The organism is Epilithonimonas caeni DSM 17710 (assembly GCF_000426465.1).
GTDB lineage: Bacteria > Bacteroidota > Bacteroidia > Flavobacteriales > Weeksellaceae > Epilithonimonas > Epilithonimonas caeni.
Window position 1 is genome coordinate 298,550 of record NZ_AUFK01000017.1, and the last position, 21,282, is coordinate 319,831.

At 37.7% G+C, this 21,282-nt stretch carries 16 protein-coding genes; 10 read left to right on the forward strand and 6 right to left on the reverse strand.

Annotated features, from left to right (window positions below):
* Positions 1–117 precede the first annotated feature (117 nt).
* Positions 118–1,362 carry a M43 family zinc metalloprotease gene (locus tag K319_RS21090; protein ID WP_051230625.1) on the reverse strand — a complete coding sequence of 415 codons (1,245 nt, stop codon included), beginning with the start codon at positions 1,360–1,362 and terminating at the stop codon, positions 118–120.
* A 234-nt stretch (positions 1,363–1,596) separates the two neighbouring features.
* Between K319_RS21090 and ppk1 the strand changes: the two genes are divergently transcribed.
* The 4 genes from ppk1 to K319_RS0111630 all read left to right on the forward strand — a co-directional run bounded on the left by ppk1 (position 1,597) and on the right by K319_RS0111630 (position 9,025).
* A complete protein-coding gene (ppk1, locus tag K319_RS0111615) occupies positions 1,597–3,666 on the forward strand; it encodes a polyphosphate kinase 1 (RefSeq protein ID WP_027383754.1) in 2,070 nt (689 codons plus the stop codon).
* 41 nt (positions 3,667–3,707) lie between these two features.
* Entirely contained in the window at positions 3,708–4,598 is an 891-nt protein-coding gene (locus K319_RS0111620; protein WP_027383755.1) for a Ppx/GppA phosphatase family protein, read from the forward strand.
* A gap of 136 nt (positions 4,599–4,734) precedes the next feature.
* Positions 4,735–5,754 carry an LLM class flavin-dependent oxidoreductase gene (locus K319_RS0111625; protein ID WP_027383756.1) on the forward strand — a complete coding sequence of 340 codons (1,020 nt, stop codon included), beginning with the start codon at positions 4,735–4,737 and terminating at the stop codon, positions 5,752–5,754.
* Positions 5,755–5,974: 220 nt separating this feature from the next.
* Positions 5,975–9,025 (forward strand): choice-of-anchor I family protein, encoded by a 3,051-nt coding sequence (locus K319_RS0111630; protein ID WP_027383757.1) that lies wholly within the window; start codon positions 5,975–5,977, stop codon positions 9,023–9,025.
* A 344-nt stretch (positions 9,026–9,369) separates the two neighbouring features.
* Here K319_RS0111630 and K319_RS0111635 read toward each other — a convergent pair whose 3' ends face one another.
* The 4 genes from K319_RS0111635 to lpxB form a co-directional block, all read right to left on the reverse strand.
* A complete protein-coding gene (locus K319_RS0111635) occupies positions 9,370–11,169 on the reverse strand; it encodes a ComEC/Rec2 family competence protein (protein ID WP_027383758.1) in 1,800 nt (599 codons plus the stop codon).
* Between the two features lie 70 nt (positions 11,170–11,239).
* A complete protein-coding gene (locus K319_RS0111640; protein ID WP_027383759.1) occupies positions 11,240–11,623 on the reverse strand; it encodes a GxxExxY protein in 384 nt (127 codons plus the stop codon).
* 111 nt (positions 11,624–11,734) lie between these two features.
* Entirely contained in the window at positions 11,735–12,190 is a 456-nt protein-coding gene (locus K319_RS0111645; protein ID WP_034671680.1) for a DUF1569 domain-containing protein, read from the reverse strand.
* A complete protein-coding gene (gene lpxB, locus K319_RS0111650; RefSeq protein ID WP_027383761.1) occupies positions 12,190–13,296 on the reverse strand; it encodes a lipid-A-disaccharide synthase in 1,107 nt (368 codons plus the stop codon). Before lpxB ends, K319_RS0111645 begins: the two co-directional genes overlap by 1 nt.
* A 259-nt stretch (positions 13,297–13,555) precedes the next feature.
* Here lpxB and K319_RS0111660 point away from each other — a divergent pair, with 259 nt between their 5' ends.
* Both K319_RS0111660 and K319_RS0111665 read left to right on the forward strand, forming a co-directional pair.
* Positions 13,556–14,056: a DUF2480 family protein gene (locus K319_RS0111660; protein ID WP_027383762.1), complete on the forward strand. Its 501-nt coding sequence runs from the start codon at positions 13,556–13,558 to the stop codon at positions 14,054–14,056.
* Positions 14,057–14,119: 63 nt separating this feature from the next.
* Positions 14,120–14,770: a DUF937 domain-containing protein gene (locus K319_RS0111665; protein WP_027383763.1), complete on the forward strand. Its 651-nt coding sequence runs from the start codon at positions 14,120–14,122 to the stop codon at positions 14,768–14,770.
* A 29-nt stretch (positions 14,771–14,799) separates the two neighbouring features.
* Here the strand turns inward: K319_RS0111665 and K319_RS21875 are convergent, their stop codons facing one another.
* Complete coding sequence (locus tag K319_RS21875) at positions 14,800–15,018, reverse strand: 30S ribosomal protein THX (RefSeq protein ID WP_034671682.1); 219 nt, start codon at positions 15,016–15,018, stop codon at positions 14,800–14,802.
* Positions 15,019–15,378: 360 nt separating this feature from the next.
* Between K319_RS21875 and K319_RS0111675 the strand changes: the two genes are divergently transcribed.
* From K319_RS0111675 to aspS, 4 genes are all read left to right on the forward strand, one after another.
* Positions 15,379–16,926, forward strand: a complete 1,548-nt coding sequence (locus K319_RS0111675; protein ID WP_169712667.1) for a helix-turn-helix domain-containing protein — start codon at positions 15,379–15,381, stop codon at positions 16,924–16,926.
* 298 nt (positions 16,927–17,224) lie between these two features.
* On the forward strand, positions 17,225–18,544 hold the full coding sequence (locus K319_RS0111690) for a hypothetical protein (protein ID WP_027383765.1): 1,320 nt from the start codon (positions 17,225–17,227) through the stop codon (positions 18,542–18,544).
* A 496-nt stretch (positions 18,545–19,040) separates the two neighbouring features.
* Complete coding sequence (locus K319_RS20305; protein WP_034671683.1) at positions 19,041–19,259, forward strand: hypothetical protein; 219 nt, start codon at positions 19,041–19,043, stop codon at positions 19,257–19,259.
* Positions 19,260–19,492: 233 nt separating this feature from the next.
* On the forward strand, positions 19,493–21,247 hold the full coding sequence (gene aspS / locus K319_RS0111700) for an aspartate--tRNA ligase (protein ID WP_027383766.1): 1,755 nt from the start codon (positions 19,493–19,495) through the stop codon (positions 21,245–21,247).
* The last annotated feature ends 35 nt before the right edge of the window (positions 21,248–21,282 follow it).

Sequence of the window (21,282 nt, forward strand, 5' to 3'; positions counted from 1 at the left end):
ATTATTTACAATCAGCAATTCTCAATATTTGTACCACGACATAAAAAGTGACAAATTGTCATTAAGAAAAAAACTCCGTATGGGACGGAGTTTCATTTAAGTCAAATTTTAGTTAGTTTAGTGTTTGATAAATTTCATTGACTTGATGAAATTACCATTATCATAAGTTCTTACATAATAAGTTCCAACTGGAAGACTTTTTACATCAATTTTATCTGTTTCATTATTGATGTTTGCCTTTTTTACCAATCTCCCATCATTACCGAAAATCTCAACCTCATTGATTTTAACCAAAGGAGATGCAATAGAAATATAATTAACAGCTGGATTTGGGAAAACATTAATTGAAATTGATTTTTCTACATCATCAACTGCTAAAAGAGAACAAGCGTTAGAATTCAATAGGCTAGCTCTTGGACCAGCCATTGTATTTTGTGCAATTGTTTTCTGGTCATTGGAGAACATTGCCATTTGTCTATCATAAACGTAATCCATATAATTCATATACATCGCACCAAGCGTGGTAGAAACACAGGTATATATATTCACATTAGTTGGTTTAGTAAAGTGTGGATAGTATGTCGCAGGTGTATCTGCGCAGAAATCATCCCATCCTGTTTTCCCACAATTATTTTTATTTGGAGTATCACCATAATCCTCAACAGAACCCCAAGGATGCTCTAATCCAAAATAGTGGCCAATCTCGTGAGTAGCAGTTCTTCCTAAATTATAAGGATATGCCGCTGTTCCGGTTGTCCCAAATTGTTTGTATCCAATCGCAAGACCATCATATGCCGCACCTGCAGAATCCGGTAAATAAGCCCAGCCAAGATAATCTTCGCTCATATTTCCTACCCAAATGTTGAGATACTTTGTAGGATCCCAAGCCACCAAACCAGATGATTTGTAATAATTGTCATCAAAATTGAAATTGGCAGAAACAGATTTTCTTTCGATACCTGTAGTTGTAGAGCCATCAGGTTTCTTTGTTGCCATACAGAATGCTAATTCCATATCTGCAGCTACACCTTGGAAACCAGCCGGAACAATCGTACTGAAATCCGAATTCAGTTTACGGTAGTCATTATTCAATACTGTTAACTGAGAAGCAATCTGAGCGTCAGAAATATTCATTGTGGTATTTGAATATAGCACGTGGACAACAACAGGAATTGTAACAAGTCCTGCTTTTTTAGATTTGTAGTCATTGTGTACCAAGAAATCTTTCAAAGCTTCCCGGTTAGCTTTTGCTTGTGGATTGGCTGCGAAAAACTCTGCCATCTTCTTATCTGTTCCACAAGTTCTCTGTCCATAAACATTCAAACAAAGAACACTTACTAATGTTAATAGAATTTTCTTCATATTTATATTTTTTCAATAAAAGGGAAGCAAATGTATAAATTTTTTCGAAAAAACAATAGACTTTTATTGATTTTTTAATAAAACTGGGAAAATGTAGATTTTATGGGATATGTTGATGTATTTAAAATTTAATTGACATTTAAGAAACATAATGAACAGGCAAAACATTGTAGTTTACAATCCCAAATTAATACAATGGATTTTACTAATTTTGAGATTATCAAAAACCCTATAATGGCACAAGAATTTAATCCGCGCGACGTCACTTGGCTTGGCTTTAATGCCAGAGTATTGCAGGAAGCAATGGACAAGAGCGTCCCTATACATCTCAGAATTCGTTTTCTTGGAATTTTCTCCAACAATCTGGATGAGTTTTTCCGAGTCAGAGTTGCAGGACTGAAACGTGCGATGGATTTCAAACAAAAAGTTTTGGCAGAGTCTTTTTATGATGCGCCTTCCAAAATTTTACAAAAAATAAATAAGCTTGTTATCCACCAACAAGAGGATTTTGACAAAACGTGGAAAGATGTTCAGCGCGAAATGGCGAAAGAAAAGGTTTTCATCAAAGACCACGAACATCTTACAAAAGAACAAAAGGATTTCGTCGTGAAATATTTTGATGAGGAGGTAGAATCCAATGTGATCCCGATATTGCTTCACGATAACAAACCGATGCCATACCTGCGTGAAAAAAGTCTTTTCATTGGTATTGCAATGCGTAGAAAAGAATGGCAATACGAAAGTCAATATGCTATCATAGAACTTCCTGTGACTGCAAATGGTAGATTTGTCCTGTTGCCGACTCAAAATCCGGAGCAAAAAGATGTAATGCTTTTGGAGGATGTCATCATTCATAATCTTCCCCATATTTTTTCTTATTTTGGTTATGATGAGTTTACAGCACATTGTTTCAAAGTGACAAAAGATGCCGAGTTTGACCTTGACAACGATATCAAAACAACTTTGGCAGATAAAATCGAAAAAGGAATCAAAAGCCGACGAAAAGGAAAACCGACACGTTTTGTCTTCGATAAAGAAATGGACAAGGCCCTGCTGGAATTTCTTATCAAAAAATTAAATCTCACCAAAAAAGACAGTATCATTCCGGGACAGAAGATCCATAATTTCAGACATTTTATGGATTTTCCCGATGTCTTCAAAGCTTATCAAAAGCCTGTAGAAAGAACATCTTTCATCCATCCGGAATTCGCCAACAAACAAAGGGTCACAGATGTCATTATCAAAAAAGATGTTTTATTGACTTTCCCCTATCATTCGTATGATTCAGTAATCGATCTATTGAGAGAATCGGCGATGGACCCTGACGTGAAATCTATACAGATCACAGCTTATAGACTAGCCTCAAGCTCCAAAATTATAAATGCGCTTATCAATGCTGTACGAAACGGAAAAGAAGTAACCGTAATGTTGGAACTGCGCGCCAGATTTGATGAGGAGAACAACCTTGGATGGAAAGACCGATTGGAACTGGAAGGTGTAAAGGTACTTTTGGGAATCCCGAATAAAAAAGTCCACGCCAAACTGTGTGTCATCAAAAAAAGAGTCAATAACAGAACTATACAATATGGCTTTGTAAGCACGGGAAACTTCAACGAGAAAACTGCCAAGATCTACGGAGACCATTTACTGATGACGTCCAACAGGGCAATAATGGCAGATATTAATAAAGTTTTCAATGTTCTGAACAAACCCAAAGCAGACCCAACAGCAGTTCTGAAAACCTGCAAAAGTCTGATGGTCTGCCCACAGTTCATGAGAGAAAAGATCATTGCCCATATCGACAAAGAAATCGAAGAAGCCAGAGCTGGAAGAAAGGCCGAGATGATAATCAAAGTCAATTCATTGAGCGACAAAACATTGATTCTTAAACTCTACGAGGCGGCAAATGCCGGTGTCGATACCAAAATGATCGTCCGGGGAATTTATTGTGCCGTGAATCAAAAAAATTTCAAGAAAAAAATATATGCCATCAGTATTGTGGACGAATACCTGGAACATGCCAGGGTAATGTATTTCTATAATAAAGGTGCAGAAAATATGTACATCTCATCTGCCGATTGGATGACAAGAAATCTGGATTACAGAATAGAGGCTGCCGTTCCGGTCTTACAAAAAAATCTGAAAAAAGAGTTGAAAGAGCTTCTGCAAATCCAATTGAAAGATAATGTAAAAGCCCGAATTCTTGATAAAAATATGAGAAACGAATATGTAGAATCTGATAAGAAAAACGAAAACAGGTCGCAGATTGAAACCTATCATTATCTCAAAAATCAGAAATATTAATAATTTACTTTAATTTTATACTCTAATCCGTCTCAATAAAAATGATAATTGCCGCAATAGATATAGGCAGTAATGCCGCAAGACTGCTCATCAACGAAGTCAAAGAAATAAAAGGACAAGCAGAATTCACGAAACTGAATCTCCTGAGAATCCCTTTGAGATTAGGCTTTGATGTGTTTAGCAACGGTGAGATTGGTACAGAGAGAAAGCAGATGGTGATCAACACGATGAAGATTTTCAGTCAACTAATGACAATGTACAAAGTCGAACATTATCGTGCCTGTGCTACCAGTGCTATGCGTGATGCGAAAAACGGACAAGAGATCATCGACATCGTAAAAGAACAAGCCGGTATCAATATCGAGATCATTACAGGGGACGAAGAAGCAACCTTGATTTATGAAAATCATGTTGCGGAAGGCCTGGACAAAGATTTCGCTTATCTTTATGTGGATGTTGGGGGCGGTTCTACCGAGTTGACATTCTATGAAAACAACAAGATGAAGTACGAACATTCTTTCAACATCGGGACAATCAGACTGTTAAATGGTTTTGTAACTCCAAATATCTGGGAGGAAATGAAAGCCGAGATCAAAGATAAGATCAAGAGCAAACAGCCGATTGTTGCGATCGGTTCCGGCGGCAATATCAACAAAATATTCTCACTCAGCAAAACCAAAGACGGTAGACCAATGCCGGTCTCTGTCATCAAAAAATATCTGAAAGAGATGCAAAACCTGTCTGTAGAAGAGAGAATGCATCGATATCAGTTCCGCGAAGACCGCGCCGATGTTATCGTGCCGGCCCTTCAAATCTTCAACAATGTGATGACCTGGTCAGATATCAGACACATCTATGTCCCAAAAATCTCTGTTGCAGATGGCTTGGTAAAAAGCATCTACTCCAATCTGAAGAAAAAGAAAACAAAATAATCATTTATCATTTATCATTTATCATTTATCATTTATCATTTATCATTTATCATTTATCATTTATCAAAATTACCCTACATCAATGTGAATCAAATTCCTAAGTCCTAATTTTGTTTCTATAAAAAATGAGACTATTATGGAATTAGGAATAGGAATGTTCGGAGATGTTTCTCTTGACACAAAAACCGGAAAATATAGAGATGCAAGCATAAAACTTAACGAGATCCTTGAGCAGGTAAAACTAATGGACCAGGTCGGTCTGGATGTATTTGCGATGGGCGAACATCACCGTGCAGATTATGCCGTTTCTTCTCCTGAGATCCTTTTGGCCGCTGCTGCAAGTATCACAAATAATATTAAACTGGCAAGCGGCGTAACAGTTCTTAGTTCATCAGAACCCGTAAAGGTTTATGAAGATTTCTCGATGATAGATTTGATTTCAAAAGGTCGTGCAGAGATTTTCGTAGGCCGGGGAAGCTTCATAGAATCTTTTCCTTTGTACGGCTATGATTTATCAGACTACAATCAGCTTTTTGAAGAAAAATTGGATTTATTATTGAAGATCAATAACGAAGAAAATGTAAGCTGGAGCGGAATATTAAGAAGACCAATGGAAAACCAGACGGTTTATCCAAGAGCTTTCAACAACGGTGTTTTACCAATCTGGGTTGCTGTTGGCGGAACTCCTGAATCTGTTCTAAGAGCGGCCAAATTAGGATTACCCTTGATTGTTGCCATCATCGGCGGAAGGCCAAAACAATTCAAAAACCTCATCGAGTTTTACAAACAGGAATATCTGAGAGCAGGACACGACGAGAGCAAAATGCAGATTGCCATCCATTCCCACACTTTTGTAAGCGATAACCAGGATGTGATTGACCAATATTTCTTCAACTACAAATCCCAAATGGACAGAATTGGCAGAAGCCGGGGATGGGCTCCATACACCAAAGAGCAATATGATGGCGGAAGAAGCAAAGAAGGCGCATTATTCGTTGGAAGCGCAGATGAAGTTGCGGAGAAGATCAATGATGTGAAAGAGTTCTTTGGACTCTCGAGATTCATCGGTCATATGGATGTTGGGGACCCATCTCACGATATAATGATGAAATCTATCGAATTATTCGGAGAAAAAGTGGCGCCACAAGTCAGATGATCAGATTTTGCAGACGTTACAATTAACAAAAAAATAAAATTCAAATAATGGATGCCAAAAATATTTTGATAATGTTTTTGGCATTTTTGTTTCAATAAAAACCATTCATTTTAATTGAATATTAATTAAAAAACCTTAAATATTTATTAAGATTCAATTAAAACCGCATCCGATATTTATATTCATTTTTGCTCGAATCTAATAAAAAAATAAAGTAAAAATGAAAAACAATTACCTTTTCAAAGGTCTGTTGCCTATTGCTGCTATGTTTTACGGCACAACCCAGGCGCAAACACTACTCCATTACTGGAACTTCAACAACAATGCAAGTGTTGCAGCCATTACCACTCCAACCTCTACTCTACTGAACGGGACCATCACCGCTACTTCAACAGGAACAGGCAGTGCTGATACTTTTATTGATTTTGCAGGAGGAACAGGGCAAAACTTCAATGTAGATAATCTTAATGCTAGAAATGGAGACGCTGCCGGAACCCATTTGAGATACAATTATCCTATCAACGGAAACATCCAATTTAACATCCCCACAACCGGCCATAACAATGTGGTTGTAAAATTCTCCACGAGAAGGTCTGGTTCCGGAGCAGGAAATCAGGTATGGACTTACTCTTTGGACGGAACTAATTTTGTTACTTACAAAACCATTGTTTCGAAAGATGCCAACCCGGAGTTAATTACTTTTGATTTTTCAAGTGTTGCAGGAGTTGCCAACAATCCTAATTTCAAGCTTAAAGTCCAGTTTACCCAAGGCACCGGGGGTACTGTTGGGAATAACCGATTCGATAATTTTACCGTAGATGCTGATGCTATCGGAGGAACGGATACAACTGCGCCCACCGTAACTTATTCGCCGGCAAATAATGCCAACAACGCTTCTACAAGCGTTAATCCCACAATCAAATTCAATGAGAATGTAAGATTGATTGACAACTCGCCGATTACTTCTGCCAATGCTCAGAACCTTGTTGAATTAAAATTGAATAACGCTTCAGGAAACACCATTCCATTCACAACAACATTTGCGAACAATCAAATTACAATCATCCCAACTGGAGGATTAATTCCAAATCAAACTTATTATCTGGCATTGAAACCTAATGTGGTTGAAGACGAAAGCGACAATGCAGTAACAGCTTCAGCTTCGAGTACATTCACAACAGCGGGAACAAGCATTTCATTAGACAAAACTTTGATCAAAGTTGATGAGAATGCAGGAACTTTGGCATTCAAAATCAATGTTACGAATCCTTCTAATGCAACAGTCAATCTGGTTGCGAAGCCAGCTTTCGGAACTGCAGACAGCAATGATCATACATTTATTTCTGAAACGATCAACATTGTTCCCGAAACTTCAACTTACACCGTTAACATCCCGATCGTTGATGATACGATACAAGAACAACAGGCAGAATATTTTGTTCTAGGTCTTGAAAGTCCTGTCGGGGCTGCGATTTCGGGAGATGCTTCATCTACTATTTATATTATTGACAATGATAGACCAGCACCTGTACCTTCCAATCAAATCACTTTAAATTACATCGGAAGTTTTGACCCTTCCAGTAATGGAAACAGCTCTACAGAGATCGTTGTCCACGACCCACAAACTCAAAGATTATTTACAATCAGTTCCCTGACTGATGTTTTTGATATCATCGATTTCTCAAACCCACTAATACCAACGGTCATCAAAACTGTAGATATGAAACCTTACGGGGGAATCACAAGTATTGCTGTGAAAAACGGAATTCTTGCGGTGTCCTCTCCAAATGGAACGGATGCCCAAAGCAATGGTTCTGCTGTTTTCTTTGACATTAACGGAAATTTCCTGAAACAATTAACGGTGGGTGCTTTACCGGACATGGTCACTTTCACACCAGACGGCAAAAAAGTGATGACCGCAAACGAGGGCGAACCCAACGATGCTTACACCGTTGACCCGGAAGGTTCTATCAGTATTATTGATATCTCAGCAGGAATTTCTAATATTTCCCAGTCTAATGTAACGACACTTTCTTTTGCAGGCTACAACAATCAGGAAGCTGCATTCTTTGCTTCAGGCGGGAGAAAAGTGAAATCAACGAGTACACTAGCTCAGGATTTGGAACCGGAATATATCGCTATCAGTTCAGATAGCCAGAAAGCCTGGGTGTCTTGCCAGGAAAACAACGGAATTATTGAGGTTGACCTTACGACCAATACTTTAGGAAACATCTGGGGATTGGGCAAAAAAGATATGAGCCTGCCCGGAAACGGCTTTGATGCTTCCGACAACAACGGCGAAGTTCTGATTGCGAACTGGCCTGTAAAAACCTATTATAATCCGGATGCAATGGTTTCTTTCAAAGTAGGAAACACCAATTATCTTGTGACAGCAAACGAAGGTGATGAAAAAGATTTAGGCGGTTTCAGCGAGAGAACAACTGTTGGAGCAAATGGTTATGTTTTAAATCCAAATAACTTCCCGAATGCTTCTATCCTGAAGGCATCCTACAACTTAGGCAGATTCAGAGTAACCAATGTTAACGGAAACACCGATTCCAATTCGGATTTTGAGGAAATCAATGCGTTGGGAGCAAGGTCTTTCTCTATCTTCAATGCAGATACAAAACAAATCGTCTATGACAGTGGCGACCAGTTCGAAAGATACATTACAGCCAACCATCCTTTGATCTTCAATGCGGATAACGAGGCGAATGGCGCCAAAGTGAGAAGCCGTGCTAAAGGTCCTGAGCCGGAAGGTGTGACACTTGGAACGATTGGCGGGCAGACCTTCGCTTTCATTACTTTGGAAAGAACCGGAGGCGTAATGGTTTATAACGTAACCGACCCGAACAACGTGACATTTACCGATTACAAACACTCCAGAATGACATCAGCTTATGGCGGTGACAACGGTCCGGAAGGAATCACCTACATCGCTCCCGAAAACTCTGCGACCGGGAAAGGTTATGTCGTAATCGCCAACGAGATCAGTGGAACATTATCTATGTATGAAGTATCGCTTTCTCCAGAATTGGTAACTGATGAGGTGAAAAGCAAGAAAGCTACGTTCAACATCTTCCCGAATCCTGTGAACAAAGGAAACATCCTATATTTCAACAGAGCTCAAAGTTATGAGTTGTATGATATGTCCGGGAAAATGCTGTCCAAAGAAAATAATGCTTTGACCATCGATACATCCAGACTTTCCACAGGCATTTACCTGGTAAAAACTTCGGAAGGTTTTGTGAGAAGAATCATTGTGAAATAGATTTTACAATCAATTGATGAATAAAAAAGCCTCAGATTTTTGAGGCTTTTTTATGTTTTTAAAGTCAGAAAAGCGACCTCCTGCAAGTCCTATGAACAGAAGGTTTGCAGAATTGGCTAAAAAGGTCTTGACGTTTCATTAAAACAACTTGATGTTTTTATCAAAAGGTCTTGTTGTTTTAAACCAAATAACTTGACATTTTTTGATAAGGATGAACGTGAAAAATTATCCTTTTGAAAATCCGATTCATAGAAGGCTTGCTGAAGCGGTCCAAACACACGTGTGTTTGTATTAAGACGCCATGCTTTTTTACAGAAAGATACGGACTTATGCATCGAGCAAAGTCATTCCTGTATTACATACTGTTTTCCCTGATAAACAAAAGCTCCTGAATCCATAGGAATATAATTGATCTTAAAATCCTTTATCCGTCTCGAGATCAAATAGGGATTGATAACAAAGTCCCGAATTTTATCTTCATTTTTATTCTGTTTCATCCAAAAAACAGCTTGGTCTTTATCTTTGACACTCACGATTTTCTCTTTGTAAAAACTGTGAACAATCATTTCTTCTTTGTTATAATGAGAAATATTAAATGAAATTCGGACAACGAAAAATGCGAGAAGAGAAAACCCAAACCTCAACAGGTTCTTCGGATTGAAAATATCTTTGATTAAAAACTTTAGAAAATAAATTACTAACAGTAAGATACTTAATTCTATAATATTGAGTGGAATATTCTTTGTCATCAAAGATTCGAAACCTGAAAACCAATGAATCAATTTTAAAATATACTCCACAAAGACATCAAAACCTCTATATAAGAAAGGAATATTACCGAATCCAAAAACTATCAGAACAACAACTAACAAAGAAGAAACAATAATCAATTCAGACAACGGAATAATAAGAAGATTCGCGACAATTGAAACAAAAGAGAACTGGTGAAAATAATAGATCGCCAAAGGCAGGGTCGCAATCTGCGCCGCAAAAGTCATTGCTGATATTTCGTAAAAGAACTTTTCTGCTTTGAATGTTGGCTTTCTGAAGAAAGCCTTAATTGGATTCGTTAACCACCAAATTCCCAGAACTGCAACGTAACTCAACTGAAAGCCAACATCAAACAGCCGATTCGAATCAACAATCAAAAGAATAAAAGCCGATAATGCCAAAGAATGCAGCAAGTCTGATTTTCTCTGCAATAAAACCATCATGTAATAGCACGAAATCATCAGGCAACTTCTCATCACGGAACTACCATAATCGATGAAAACAGCAAAAATCCAAATCAAGAGGATACTTAAAATTATTGAAACTTTTCTAAACCTGACAGGAATAATTTGATTGAAAATTATCAAAACAATCCAAAAAATAATGGCCATATGCGAACCGGAAATCGCAAGAAGATGAACCAATCCGGTTCGATTAAAATCTTTGACAGTCTCGGCATCCATTTCTGTTCGGTCTGCCAGAATTATTCCTTTCAGAAATTCCCGGATCTTCGGAGACAATGAAGAATGATCGATTTTGTTGAGAATATTCAAACGTTTTTGTTTGATTTTATCTTCAAATGAAATGGTTTGTTTTTCGGTTTTCAGAATGTCATTCGGTAAATAAGCCTGGAAATGGACGCCTTGTCTTGCGAGATATTTCTTGTAATCGAACTGGAAATCATTCTTAGTTTCTTCCGGCTGATGGATGTAAACTTGGGCTTTATAATAATGCTTGAAATCTAATGTTTCTAAATCTTTCGGAATACTGAGAACCGTTTTTACCGGAAGATTTTCTTTTTGTTTCAAATCCGATATATCGAGAACATCAACGTAATACTTCCGGTTCTTCTCATTGGAATTGAGCTTTTTATCAAGCTGAAAAACAATCGTTTCTTTTTGTTTTAAAATCGGAAGTTTGGGTTGTTCCGAATTATGAAAATGAACAAAAATCCCAATTGAGAAAAAGAAAAATCCTAAACAGTAATGTTTGATGTGTTGAAAAAATTTATTCTTAACTAATATAGAAAACAGAGAAGCAGTTGAAATTATAAGAAGTTGAAAGATGAGCGCCTGACCCATAATCAGGTGCTCTTGAAAAAGAATTCCTGCAATAAAGCATAGCAGCAATATCAGTAATGGCTGTTTTTTCATTGAAGTTCATTTGTGTTTTTGTATTAATTTTGTCTCGCAGATTTTGCGGATTTAGCAAATATTTTCATTGCTAATTCTCAATTTTATTTACAATTCTTTTTATAGAGTCTATAATATTATCTGTATTGAAATTCACCAAAATCCCTAGTCTTCTATCTGATAATTTGAGATAGGTTGATAATTGCTTGAAATGAACGTTCTCTAATTCCTTAACAGATTTGATTTCAACAATCACTTTATTTTCAACCAAAATATCAATTCTAAATTCACAATCAAAAGTTATTTCATTGTAAATTATCGGTATAGAAACTTCAGACTTAACATCCAATCCTAAGTCTTCCAATTCGTAAATTAAAATTTTGTGGTAAACAGATTCTAGCAATCCAGGTCCTAAACCATTATATACATTAAAAATGGCTTTTCTTACAATATAAGAAATTTCGTTTTCGGTCATTTTTGATTCTCATTTGTGTTATTTTATTGAATCATAAATTTAAAATTTATTTAATAAAAACGCAATAGGTTAACACAAACATCTGCTAAATCAGCAAAATCTGCGAGAATTTTAACCTTTAAAAATATCATCAATAATTTTCAAATGATGATTAGTATGAAGCCCCAAAAATTTGAGCGTTGTTTTCTTATCAAGGTCGCCGAGGAAAGGATGTGTGATATAGGATCTTGAAGAAAGATTCTCTGCTGCTTTCAATCTCTCTTTCGCCAGATTCAGAAGCTTTCCGATACTTTCTTTGGTTGGTATTTCCAGTGGAACAAATTGTTTCGGAGACTTGATTTTCCCTCTTGGAATTATTCCAAAATTGAGAAACACAAACTTTTTGATACTGAATTTCGGTTTATAGTTGTCTGGATTTGTCATCGCCAAACCTTTCAGGCTTCCATTCATGATCAAAAGCGAATGTTCGAGATGCCAGCCAACTGATGCTTTGGAAACCTTTTCATTGGTCAAATCAATCTTTGGCAGAATAGATTCTATTTTTTCCAGTAACTTTTCTAATTCCATTATTTAAGATTTACAATGAGTTCCGCAGCATTTTGACTTGCTCCGCTTCCACCAAGTTTTGTTCTGAGAACTTCGTAATTATTCAAAACCTCATCTCTTTTTTTTGTGTTAAGAATCTTGTCAAGTTCTTCAACGAGGTTTTTAGTATTCAGATCATTTTGGATGAGTTCTGTTACAACCTCTTTGTCCATAATCAGATTCACGAGAGAAATATACTTGATATTTTTGATCAATCTTTTCCCGATTTCGTAAGAGATCCGGCTTCCTTTGTAGCAGACCACTTCCGGAATATTGAGTAACGCGGTTTCCAAAGTTGCTGTTCCCGAAGTTACCAAAGCAGCTTGGGAACATCTTAGCAAATCATAAGTTCTGTTGGAGACAAAATGAACATCTTCATCTACAAACTGCTCATAAAAATGTTTGTCAAGGCTTGGCGCACCAGCAATCACGAACTGATAATCTGGAAAATCATTTCTCACAGAAAGCATGGTTTCCAGCATTTTGGAAACCTCCTGTTTTCTGGAACCTGGCAAGAGCGCAATAATTTCCTTATTATTCAGATGATTTTCTTTTTTGAATTTGTGAATATCAATCGGTGGTAAACCTTCAATCGCATCAAGAAGCGGATGTCCTACAAAATGCGCTTCGACCTGATGTTTCTCGTAAAAAACTTTTTCGAAAGGAAGAATCACAAGCATCTCATCCACATATTTTTTGATCGTTTCTACACGACCTTCTTTCCAGGCCCAAAGCTGTGGCGAAATATAATAAACAACCTTGATTCCCAACTCTTTGGCAAACTTTGCAATCCTCAAATTGAATCCGGGATAATCTACCAGGATCAAAACATCCGGCTTATTTTCCTTGATGTCTTTTTTACAGAATTTGATATTGTTGAGGATGGTCCCAAGATTCTGAACGACTTCTAAAAATCCCATAAAGGCCAAATCCCGGTAATGTTTGACAAGAGTTCCGCCTTGTTTCTGCATCAGATCACCGCCCCAAAAACGAAAATCTGCATTTTGGTCCTTTTGTTTGATGGCTTTCATTAAGTTGGAAGCGTGCAAATCGCCGGAAGCTTCGCCTGCTATGATGTAATATTTCAAGGTTTCTGGATTTTAGATTTTGAAAGTCTTTTCGATAGATAGATCTAAAGAAGTTTTCCGTTCAAAATGGTTAACTTTGAACAAAATTAAAGCTTTTTAAGCGATTAGGATTTAGAAAGTTCTAATCTGGGGAAATTTGTTTTTACAGACCAATGCCTAGCCCCGATTGCAGTGGAAATCCTTTTGCTTTTCTTTCACATAAGGAAAAGCAAAAGATTGTAATGGAAAGCGGGACCAAGCTCCAAAAAAATATCAAACAATGGAAGAAATCGTAAATAAAGTTGCGAATAGCGGGTTGGTGAATTTTGACATCTCTGACCTTGTTCCGAAAGGGAAACGTTTGGGAATCGACATCAAGGACTTTCTTTGGGAAGGAATGATTCTGAAGGAAAAAGACTTCCGCGAAAAGATCAAAAATATTGACGAGGAAATTTACAAGGATGCCTATGTTTACATCTATTGTTCCGAGGATGTGATCATCCCGTTGTGGGCCTACTTTCTTATTACTTCCAAAATTACGGATGCCGCAAGGAAAATTGTGTTTGGAAACAGAGAAGATCTGGAAGTTTTGCTAATGCATAACGCCATCCAGACCTACGATTTTTCCGAACTGCGAGACAAACGCGTCCTGGTTAAAGGCTGCAGCGACGAGTTTATCCCAAACAATGCTTATGTGGAGTTGGTGGAACAACTGAAACCGCTTGTGAAGTCCCTGATGTTTGGGGAAGCGTGCAGCAATGTTCCGATCTTTAAAAATTAAAATTTTTTCTGCAGAAATTGCCAAATGTTTTTATCTTTGATTTACAAATTAAAAACATAAATTATGAGTCTATTAGACCTTATCACTGGCAGCGCTGGAAACCAAGTCGCTGAACAAGCTGAGAACAAGTTCGGGATCAGCAAAAATCAGATCATTGCACTTCTAGTTGTAGCTGCGCCTTTGGTCATCAGTTACCTGAAAAAGAAATCAGAAAACCCGGAAGAAGCTGACAAACTGAATGCCGCACTTGATAGAGACCACGACGGCAGCATCCTGAACAATCCTTCTCAAGCACTGGACAGAGAGCAAGAAGGCGATTCTATCCTGAGTCACATCTTTGGCGGGGAAAAAGCCAACGTCGAAAATCAATTATCTGCAAACACAGGAATTTCTATGGACAAGATCGGTCCTGTTCTGGCAACATTGGCTCCGGTAATTATGGGTTACATCGGTCAGCAGAAGCAGGCGAACAATGTTAATTCCGGAGGCGGATTAGGCGATCTGTTAGGCGGGATCCTTGGTAGTTCTTCCCAACAGGCTCAGGCATCCAATGACCCATTGAACAATATTCTTGGAAGCGTCCTTGGTGGTGCGACCCAATCTTCCGGCGGAGGTTTGGGAGATATCTTAGGAAGCGTTCTTGGTGGTGGTAATCAGCAACAGTCCCAGCAAGGCGGACTTGGCGGATTGTTGGGAAGCATTTTTGGAAAATAAATTTCTTGTAAAAATATAAAAGCCGAAGATTATTCTTCGGCTTTTTTTGTTCGTTTTACTTTTGGTTTTTCTTCTGTTTCCTCAGCTTTTTCAGCTTTTGGTTTAGCCACTTTCGGCTTTGGTTCGGCTTTCGCTTTTACCGGCTTTTCTGCAATTACAACAGCTTTCGCGGCTTTTCTAGGCCTTGTTTTTCCGTAGCTTCCGCGTACTCTTTTTCCTTTGGTAGATTTTTGGTCACCTTTTCCCATAAGATTATATTTTATTGATTTGTACGAAGTTAGGAAAATTTCTATAGCAATTCAGCTTTTTTGGGGCAAAAACTTCATTCTTTCAGGTCAAAGAACTTCATCTTTGACGTTCGGAAACCTATTTAAATTGTAATTTAAGATTTTTGTATAGGCATGATCTTTATTGGTAATATTTACTTACAGCAATAAGAAATTCCGAATTCCTTTCCTACATAGGTCACTCGTTTTTTTACGGATTCAGATTACAATATATTGATTTTCAATATTCAAAACTGATTTTTAGTCTTAGTATTTTTAATTGCAATCTGTCTATAAAGCAGCAAGTGGGAATATGTACTATTTTTGCATAAACATATGCGAATGATGATCAATTTATTAGGGAGAAGATTTTTTTTCTCTTTTTTTCTGATATTTTCTTTGTGGTGTTCCGCCCAAGTCACAGAAGCTCAATTATTAAAAAAATATGAGCAAGCCGATGCTTTAAGTGAAACTGACACTGAAAAATCTACAAACGAAACGATCAAACTTTATCAGCAATCTTTAAAATATCATTATACAACACTAGAGTTGAAATGCCTTTTGACATTGGGTTATAATTATGATTTTATTAATAAAATAGAAAAATCGTTAGAATATGCCAAGCTTCTTGAAAAAAGAGCAAAAGAAGAAAATAACACCATATTACTAACTGATGCTTATCGTCTTCAGGGAAGAGAATTCAATAAACTGGAAATGAGAAAAGAGGCCTTAGCTTCGTTGGATAGAGCCCTTACTGTTGTCGACGAAAAAGATTTTCAAGCCAGAGGAAGTATTTATACAGAATATGCCATAATTTATCAAAACCATGATCAATCCAAATATTTTGAGTCTATCGGAAATGCTATTAAAAATCACCAGAAAATAAAGGATATCAAAAATAAAAATTATCGTCTCTCTTATGATTATAATATATTAGCGACCTATTATGATAATAAAAACATTTACGATAAAGCAATAGAAAACTATAAGAACAGTCTTTTATTTTCTAAGGAAAATCCCATAATGAAAGGTGTCCTGAATTATAACATCGGTAATATATACATGAAGAAAGGACAATGGCAAAAAGCATTGGAGCATCTTTTAATAGCCGAGAAACTTGCAAAATACAAACCGGACCTTTTAGCCTATATTTATGATGAATTATCTAATGTCTATCTGGAATTGAATGAAAATGACAAATCGATGTCTTATAGAATCAAATACAAGGAACTACAGGCGGAGCAGGATTCTGAAAAATATTTTGCGGCCCAGTCTGTTCATAAACAGATCATTGAGGAAAAAGACAAGGGATTTTCCATACAAAAGAAGCTGTTACTAGCTATTATATTTTTAATCCTTCTCGTTTTCACGGCACTGCTTATCATCAATAAAAATAAATCCAAAAAACAATTTGCCAATTACCAAAAAATAATAGAGAAGCTGCAAAACCAGGAATCGCTGATTCCCGCACCTGTAATTTCCAATTCCGCTGCTGAGAAAACAACATTTTCCGTCTCTTCTGATAAAGAGGTCGAGATCTTGAAAAAACTGGAGAAGTTTGAAAGATCGGAAGGCTTCAAAAACAAAAACCTGTCTCTCTCTTCTATGGCAGAATCCCTCGGCACCAATACCGCCTATCTTTCTACGGTCATCAACAGCAATAAAAATAAAAATTTCAACAATTACATCAATGAGCTGAGGATCAATTATATCATTCAAAAACTTAAAAATGACCCCCAATATTTGAAATATAAGATCAGCCATTTAGCGGAAGAATGTGGGTTCTCTTCGCACAACACGTTTACAATTGCTTTCTCAAATCTTGCCGGAGTTTCACCTTCCAATTTCGTAAAGTTTCTAACAAAAGAAAGACAGGTTCCGGAGAATTGATAATAGTAGCCTTGTCAAGATTTGAGACCTTGCTAAAAATCCCAACCTTTATCAATACCAATTATCAATCTGTTTTTTAGACCTGGTAGCTGAAACAACATTTTTTCTATTGAAATCGCTCAATAATCTGCCCCTCTTCAAAACCATCAAAACAAATTCATAACTTTTTAACTATCAGGCATTTAATTCAATTTACATATTCCTGTAATTATTAATTTCGAGATTATCTTCCTCATTTTTTATCATTTTGAATTCTACTTTTGTGCTTTCTAAAAACACAATAAGAATTTTTATAAAAATGAAAAATGTAAACATTATGATGAAAAAAGGATTTTTTGTGACAGCGGTTGTTGCCGCCAATTTTATTTTCGGCCAGGTCGGAATCAATAATGAAGATCCAAAAGCAACTTTGGATGTCAGCGCAAAAACTACAGATGGCAGCAAACCGGAAGGTATCATTGCTCCAAGACTTACGGGTGAGGAAATCAGAGGAAAAGACGCGAAGTATCTCGCAGAACAAAAGGGAACCATCGTCTATGCAACCAGCGCAAGTTCTGATGCAGGTGTGAGTGGTGCCAAGACCGTCAACATTGCGGCAGAAGGCTACTATTATTTTGATGGCAACATCTGGCAAAAGTTCAATAGCGGGACTGCCACAGCTGCCGGAACAGAACCTTGGTATGATGCGGCGACCAACGCAGGGGCAACCTCCAATACTCAGGATATTTATCAAATGGGAAAAGTGGGCGTTGGTTTCAAAACACCGCGTTATAACTTTGAGATCGGGGACACTTTGAACAACGGTTCCTACCTCTCTCTCAGCCAGTCCGGTGCTAATGCAAACGGGCAAAGCTCCCTTATCTATTTTACAAAAAGAACAAACTCAAACAGCCTTAGTGATGCAACATCCAAAGGATTCAAATGGTATGCTTTGTCGGATGCCTATACTGCGCTTCCGGACGGAGCAAACTCCCTATTTCTAGAAGGTTGGGACAACGGAACCCGTCTTCCTGATATAATGGTTGTTAGGTCTAACGGAAATGTAGGGTTCGGAACCAGGGTTCCTACCACCAAAGTCGACATAAAAAGCACCGCCGGAGCCGGTACAGGTTTCCGTCTGGAAGACGGTTCTCAAGGAGCTGGGAAAGTTTTGGTTTCTGATGCCAACGGAAATGCAAGTTGGGCATTACCAGCATCTGTACCTCCTCTTACTATAAACTCTACTGCGGGAGTTAGCACTTCTGTTGTGTCTAATCCATCTACTATGACATATACAGGAGCTTCTGCTGTAGTAACTGTTCCTGGGCAATATATGATTACTACCCGATATATTGCAGATAAAGCCCCCCGAGGATGCAATGATGTTTTAGCTTTCAATCTAAATAAAAACAGTTCTACCGTTTTTGATTTGGCTACTTCCGCTTTTCCTGTTCAGGATGCTCATATGCCTGCAGGACATGGTATTTATGACTTTATCTATACAACGCAAACAGCGTATTTAACAGCTGGTACTTATTATATGTTTGTTCGGATTAGCGGGAGTGCAGGTTCTTGTACCTCATACGCTGTTCGTGCAGGTTTTGCAGAAAATAGTTTTACCCTTACATTATTAAAATAATTCTCAGTTTTTCCATAAAGTTGTTAAACCATCAAGGTTTTTGACACCTTGATGGTTTGAAATGACTGATGGAACTTTGTTGATGAATCTTAAGCAGCTTATGATAATTAGTGTTAAATCAACTCTAAGCATCAATAGGAATGGGCTTTAGCCCGCCGTTTTCAAAAAGAATGATGAAGAGTCGGCTTTAGCCAAAACTTATTGTCGATTTTGGCTAAAGCCTTTTTGATTCTGCAAAACCTTTCATCGGGCTAAAGCCCGACGCAATTGATTTTTGAACCTACAAAATAATCAATAAATCCTCATTTTTGACGTTCCGAAGTGCAACAATGAGGTTGTACAACCCCAAATTTGGGGTTCAGGACATCAAAAATGGGGTCTAAGACCTAAAAAATGGACTTCGGAACGTAAAAGTAATGCCTTAATTTTTCATTGGGTTGTAAACCGTACAATCATAAAACAATAATCATAAGTTTAAAATCTCTACTTAATACAGATGAGAAAAAAAGACGCACAAAGCTATCACGTTATGGGTATGACCAAAAAAGAAGTGCAGGAAGAGCTGGGAGACGGCTTTAATTTCTATCCGGATAATGTTTGGTACTATGAATTAAGCAAAAACTGGTGGGGCATCAGAACCGTTCTGTTTCTAGAATTTGAAAACGATAAGGTAAGTGTAAAATACATCAGAAGAATAGTTGGTAAACATAAATGATGAAGATAATGCCGCCCAAAATGGGTGGCATTTTTTTTACAAATTATATAAGGTCTTATTCTATAATGGGATCTACATCGCAATTTATCGGAACGAGTTCCATTGGAACAGAAGGAAGTCAATCCGCATATTTTTCTCAAGGTCAGATGCGTACAAATCATTATCTTTGCACTCGGAAATTAGGCTACTAAAAGTCTAATATCTAAAGTCTAACATCTAACATCTTAAAAACAATGTTCCGTACACACACAAACGGCGAACTGACGCTGGCAAATCTGAATGAAAAAGTAACTCTTTCCGGTTGGGTACAAACCATCCGTGACAAAGGTTTTATGATTTGGATAGATTTGCGAGACCGTTACGGAATTACACAATTGGTTTTGGACGAAGAAAGAAGCTCAAAAGAACTTTTGGAATCGGCTAAGAAATTAGGACGCGAATTTGTGATTCAGGTAGAGGGAACCGTTATCGAACGTGCTTCCAAAAACCCGAAAATCCCAACCGGCGATATCGAGATCTTAGTTGAAAAGCTTAATATTTTAAATGAATCTCAACTACCTCCTTTTACTATCGAAGATGAAACCGATGGTGGAGAAGAATTGAGAATGAAATACAGATATCTGGATATCAGAAGAAATCCTGTAAAAGACAAACTGATCTTCCGTCACAAAATGGCGCAGAAAGTCAGAAATTATCTTTCTGACAACGGCTTCATCGAGGTTGAAACACCGGTTTTGATCAAGTCAACTCCGGAAGGTGCAAGAGATTTCGTAGTTCCAAGCAGAATGAATCCCGGACAGTTCTACGCTTTGCCACAATCGCCACAGACTTTCAAACAATTGCTGATGGTTGGCGGAATGGACAGATATTTCCAAATCGTGAAATGTTTTCGTGACGAAGACTTGCGTGCCGACAGACAGCCGGAATTCACCCAAATCGATTGCGAAATGGCTTTTGTAGAGCAGGAAGACATTATGAATGTTTTCGAAGGAATGACCAAAACTTTATTGAAAGATATTACTGGACAAGATTTCCAAGATTTCCCAAGAATGACATTTGCTGATGCCATGCAGAAATACGGAAACGACAAACCGGACATCCGTTTCGGAATGGAGTTCGTGGAACTGAATGAGTTGGTAAAAGGAAAAGATTTCAAAATATTCGATGATTCGGAATTGGTTGTTGGAATCAATGTTGAAGGCATTGCCGATTACACCAGAAAACAAATCGATGAATTGATCGATTGGGTAAAACGTCCACAGATCGGAGCTACCGGAATGGTCTGGATCAAATTCCAGAATGATGGCGTTGTGACTTCATCAGTTAACAAATTCTATTCTGAAGAAGATTTGAAGAAAATCACTGAGAAATTCGGAGCAAAAGCAGGAGATTTGATGTTCTTAATGAGCGGAAATGCAGATAAAGTTAGAATACAGCTTTCAGCTTTGAGAATGGAATTAGGAAATCGTCTCGGATTGAGAAAAGGAAACGAATTTGCACCACTTTGGGTTGTAGATTTTCCTTTGTTGGAATTTGATGAAGAATCCGGAAGATACCATGCGATGCACCATCCATTCACTTCTCCGAAAACCGAAGACTTTGGTTTATTGGAAACCGACCCGGGAAAAGCAAGAGCCAACGCCTACGATCTGGTCTTGAACGGAAACGAAATCGGTGGCGGTTCTATCAGGATTTTTGATAAAGATCTGCAGTCAAGAATGTTTGACCTTTTAGGATTCTCAAAAGAAGAAGCAGAAGCACAATTCGGATTCCTGATGAACGCCTTCAAATATGGAGCGCCGCCTCACGGTGGTTTGGCGTTCGGATTTGATAGATTGGTTGCAATCCTGGACGGAAATGAAGTTATTAGAGATTACATCGCATTCCCTAAAAACAATTCAGGAAGGGATGTGATGATTGACGCACCAGCGCCAATTCATCAGGAACAACTTACTGAGTTGGAATTGAAATTGGATTTAAAAGCATAGATCAGAAGCGGGGAAATTTTTCTCCGCTTTTTATT

What these genes read in the sequence shown, in the direction of transcription:
- K319_RS21090 (WP_051230625.1), bottom strand. Translation starts at nt 1,362, where the DNA reads ATGAAGAAAATTCTATTAACATTAGTAAGTGTTCTTTGTTTGAATGTT.
- ppk1 (WP_027383754.1), top strand. Translation starts at nt 1,597, where the DNA reads ATGGCACAAGAATTTAATCCGCGCGACGTCACTTGGCTTGGCTTTAAT.
- K319_RS0111620 (WP_027383755.1), top strand. Translation starts at nt 3,708, where the DNA reads ATGATAATTGCCGCAATAGATATAGGCAGTAATGCCGCAAGACTGCTC.
- K319_RS0111625 (WP_027383756.1), top strand. Translation starts at nt 4,735, where the DNA reads ATGGAATTAGGAATAGGAATGTTCGGAGATGTTTCTCTTGACACAAAA.
- K319_RS0111630 (WP_027383757.1), top strand. Translation starts at nt 5,975, where the DNA reads ATGAAAAACAATTACCTTTTCAAAGGTCTGTTGCCTATTGCTGCTATG.
- K319_RS0111635 (WP_027383758.1), bottom strand. Translation starts at nt 11,169, where the DNA reads ATGAAAAAACAGCCATTACTGATATTGCTGCTATGCTTTATTGCAGGA.
- K319_RS0111640 (WP_027383759.1), bottom strand. Translation starts at nt 11,623, where the DNA reads ATGACCGAAAACGAAATTTCTTATATTGTAAGAAAAGCCATTTTTAAT.
- K319_RS0111645 (WP_034671680.1), bottom strand. Translation starts at nt 12,190, where the DNA reads ATGGAATTAGAAAAGTTACTGGAAAAAATAGAATCTATTCTGCCAAAG.
- K319_RS0111660 (WP_027383762.1), top strand. Translation starts at nt 13,556, where the DNA reads ATGGAAGAAATCGTAAATAAAGTTGCGAATAGCGGGTTGGTGAATTTT.
- K319_RS0111665 (WP_027383763.1), top strand. Translation starts at nt 14,120, where the DNA reads ATGAGTCTATTAGACCTTATCACTGGCAGCGCTGGAAACCAAGTCGCT.
- K319_RS21875 (WP_034671682.1), bottom strand. Translation starts at nt 15,018, where the DNA reads ATGGGAAAAGGTGACCAAAAATCTACCAAAGGAAAAAGAGTACGCGGA.
- K319_RS0111675 (WP_169712667.1), top strand. Translation starts at nt 15,379, where the DNA reads ATGATGATCAATTTATTAGGGAGAAGATTTTTTTTCTCTTTTTTTCTG.
- K319_RS0111690 (WP_027383765.1), top strand. Translation starts at nt 17,225, where the DNA reads ATGAAAAATGTAAACATTATGATGAAAAAAGGATTTTTTGTGACAGCG.
- K319_RS20305 (WP_034671683.1), top strand. Translation starts at nt 19,041, where the DNA reads ATGAGAAAAAAAGACGCACAAAGCTATCACGTTATGGGTATGACCAAA.
- aspS (WP_027383766.1), top strand. Translation starts at nt 19,493, where the DNA reads ATGTTCCGTACACACACAAACGGCGAACTGACGCTGGCAAATCTGAAT.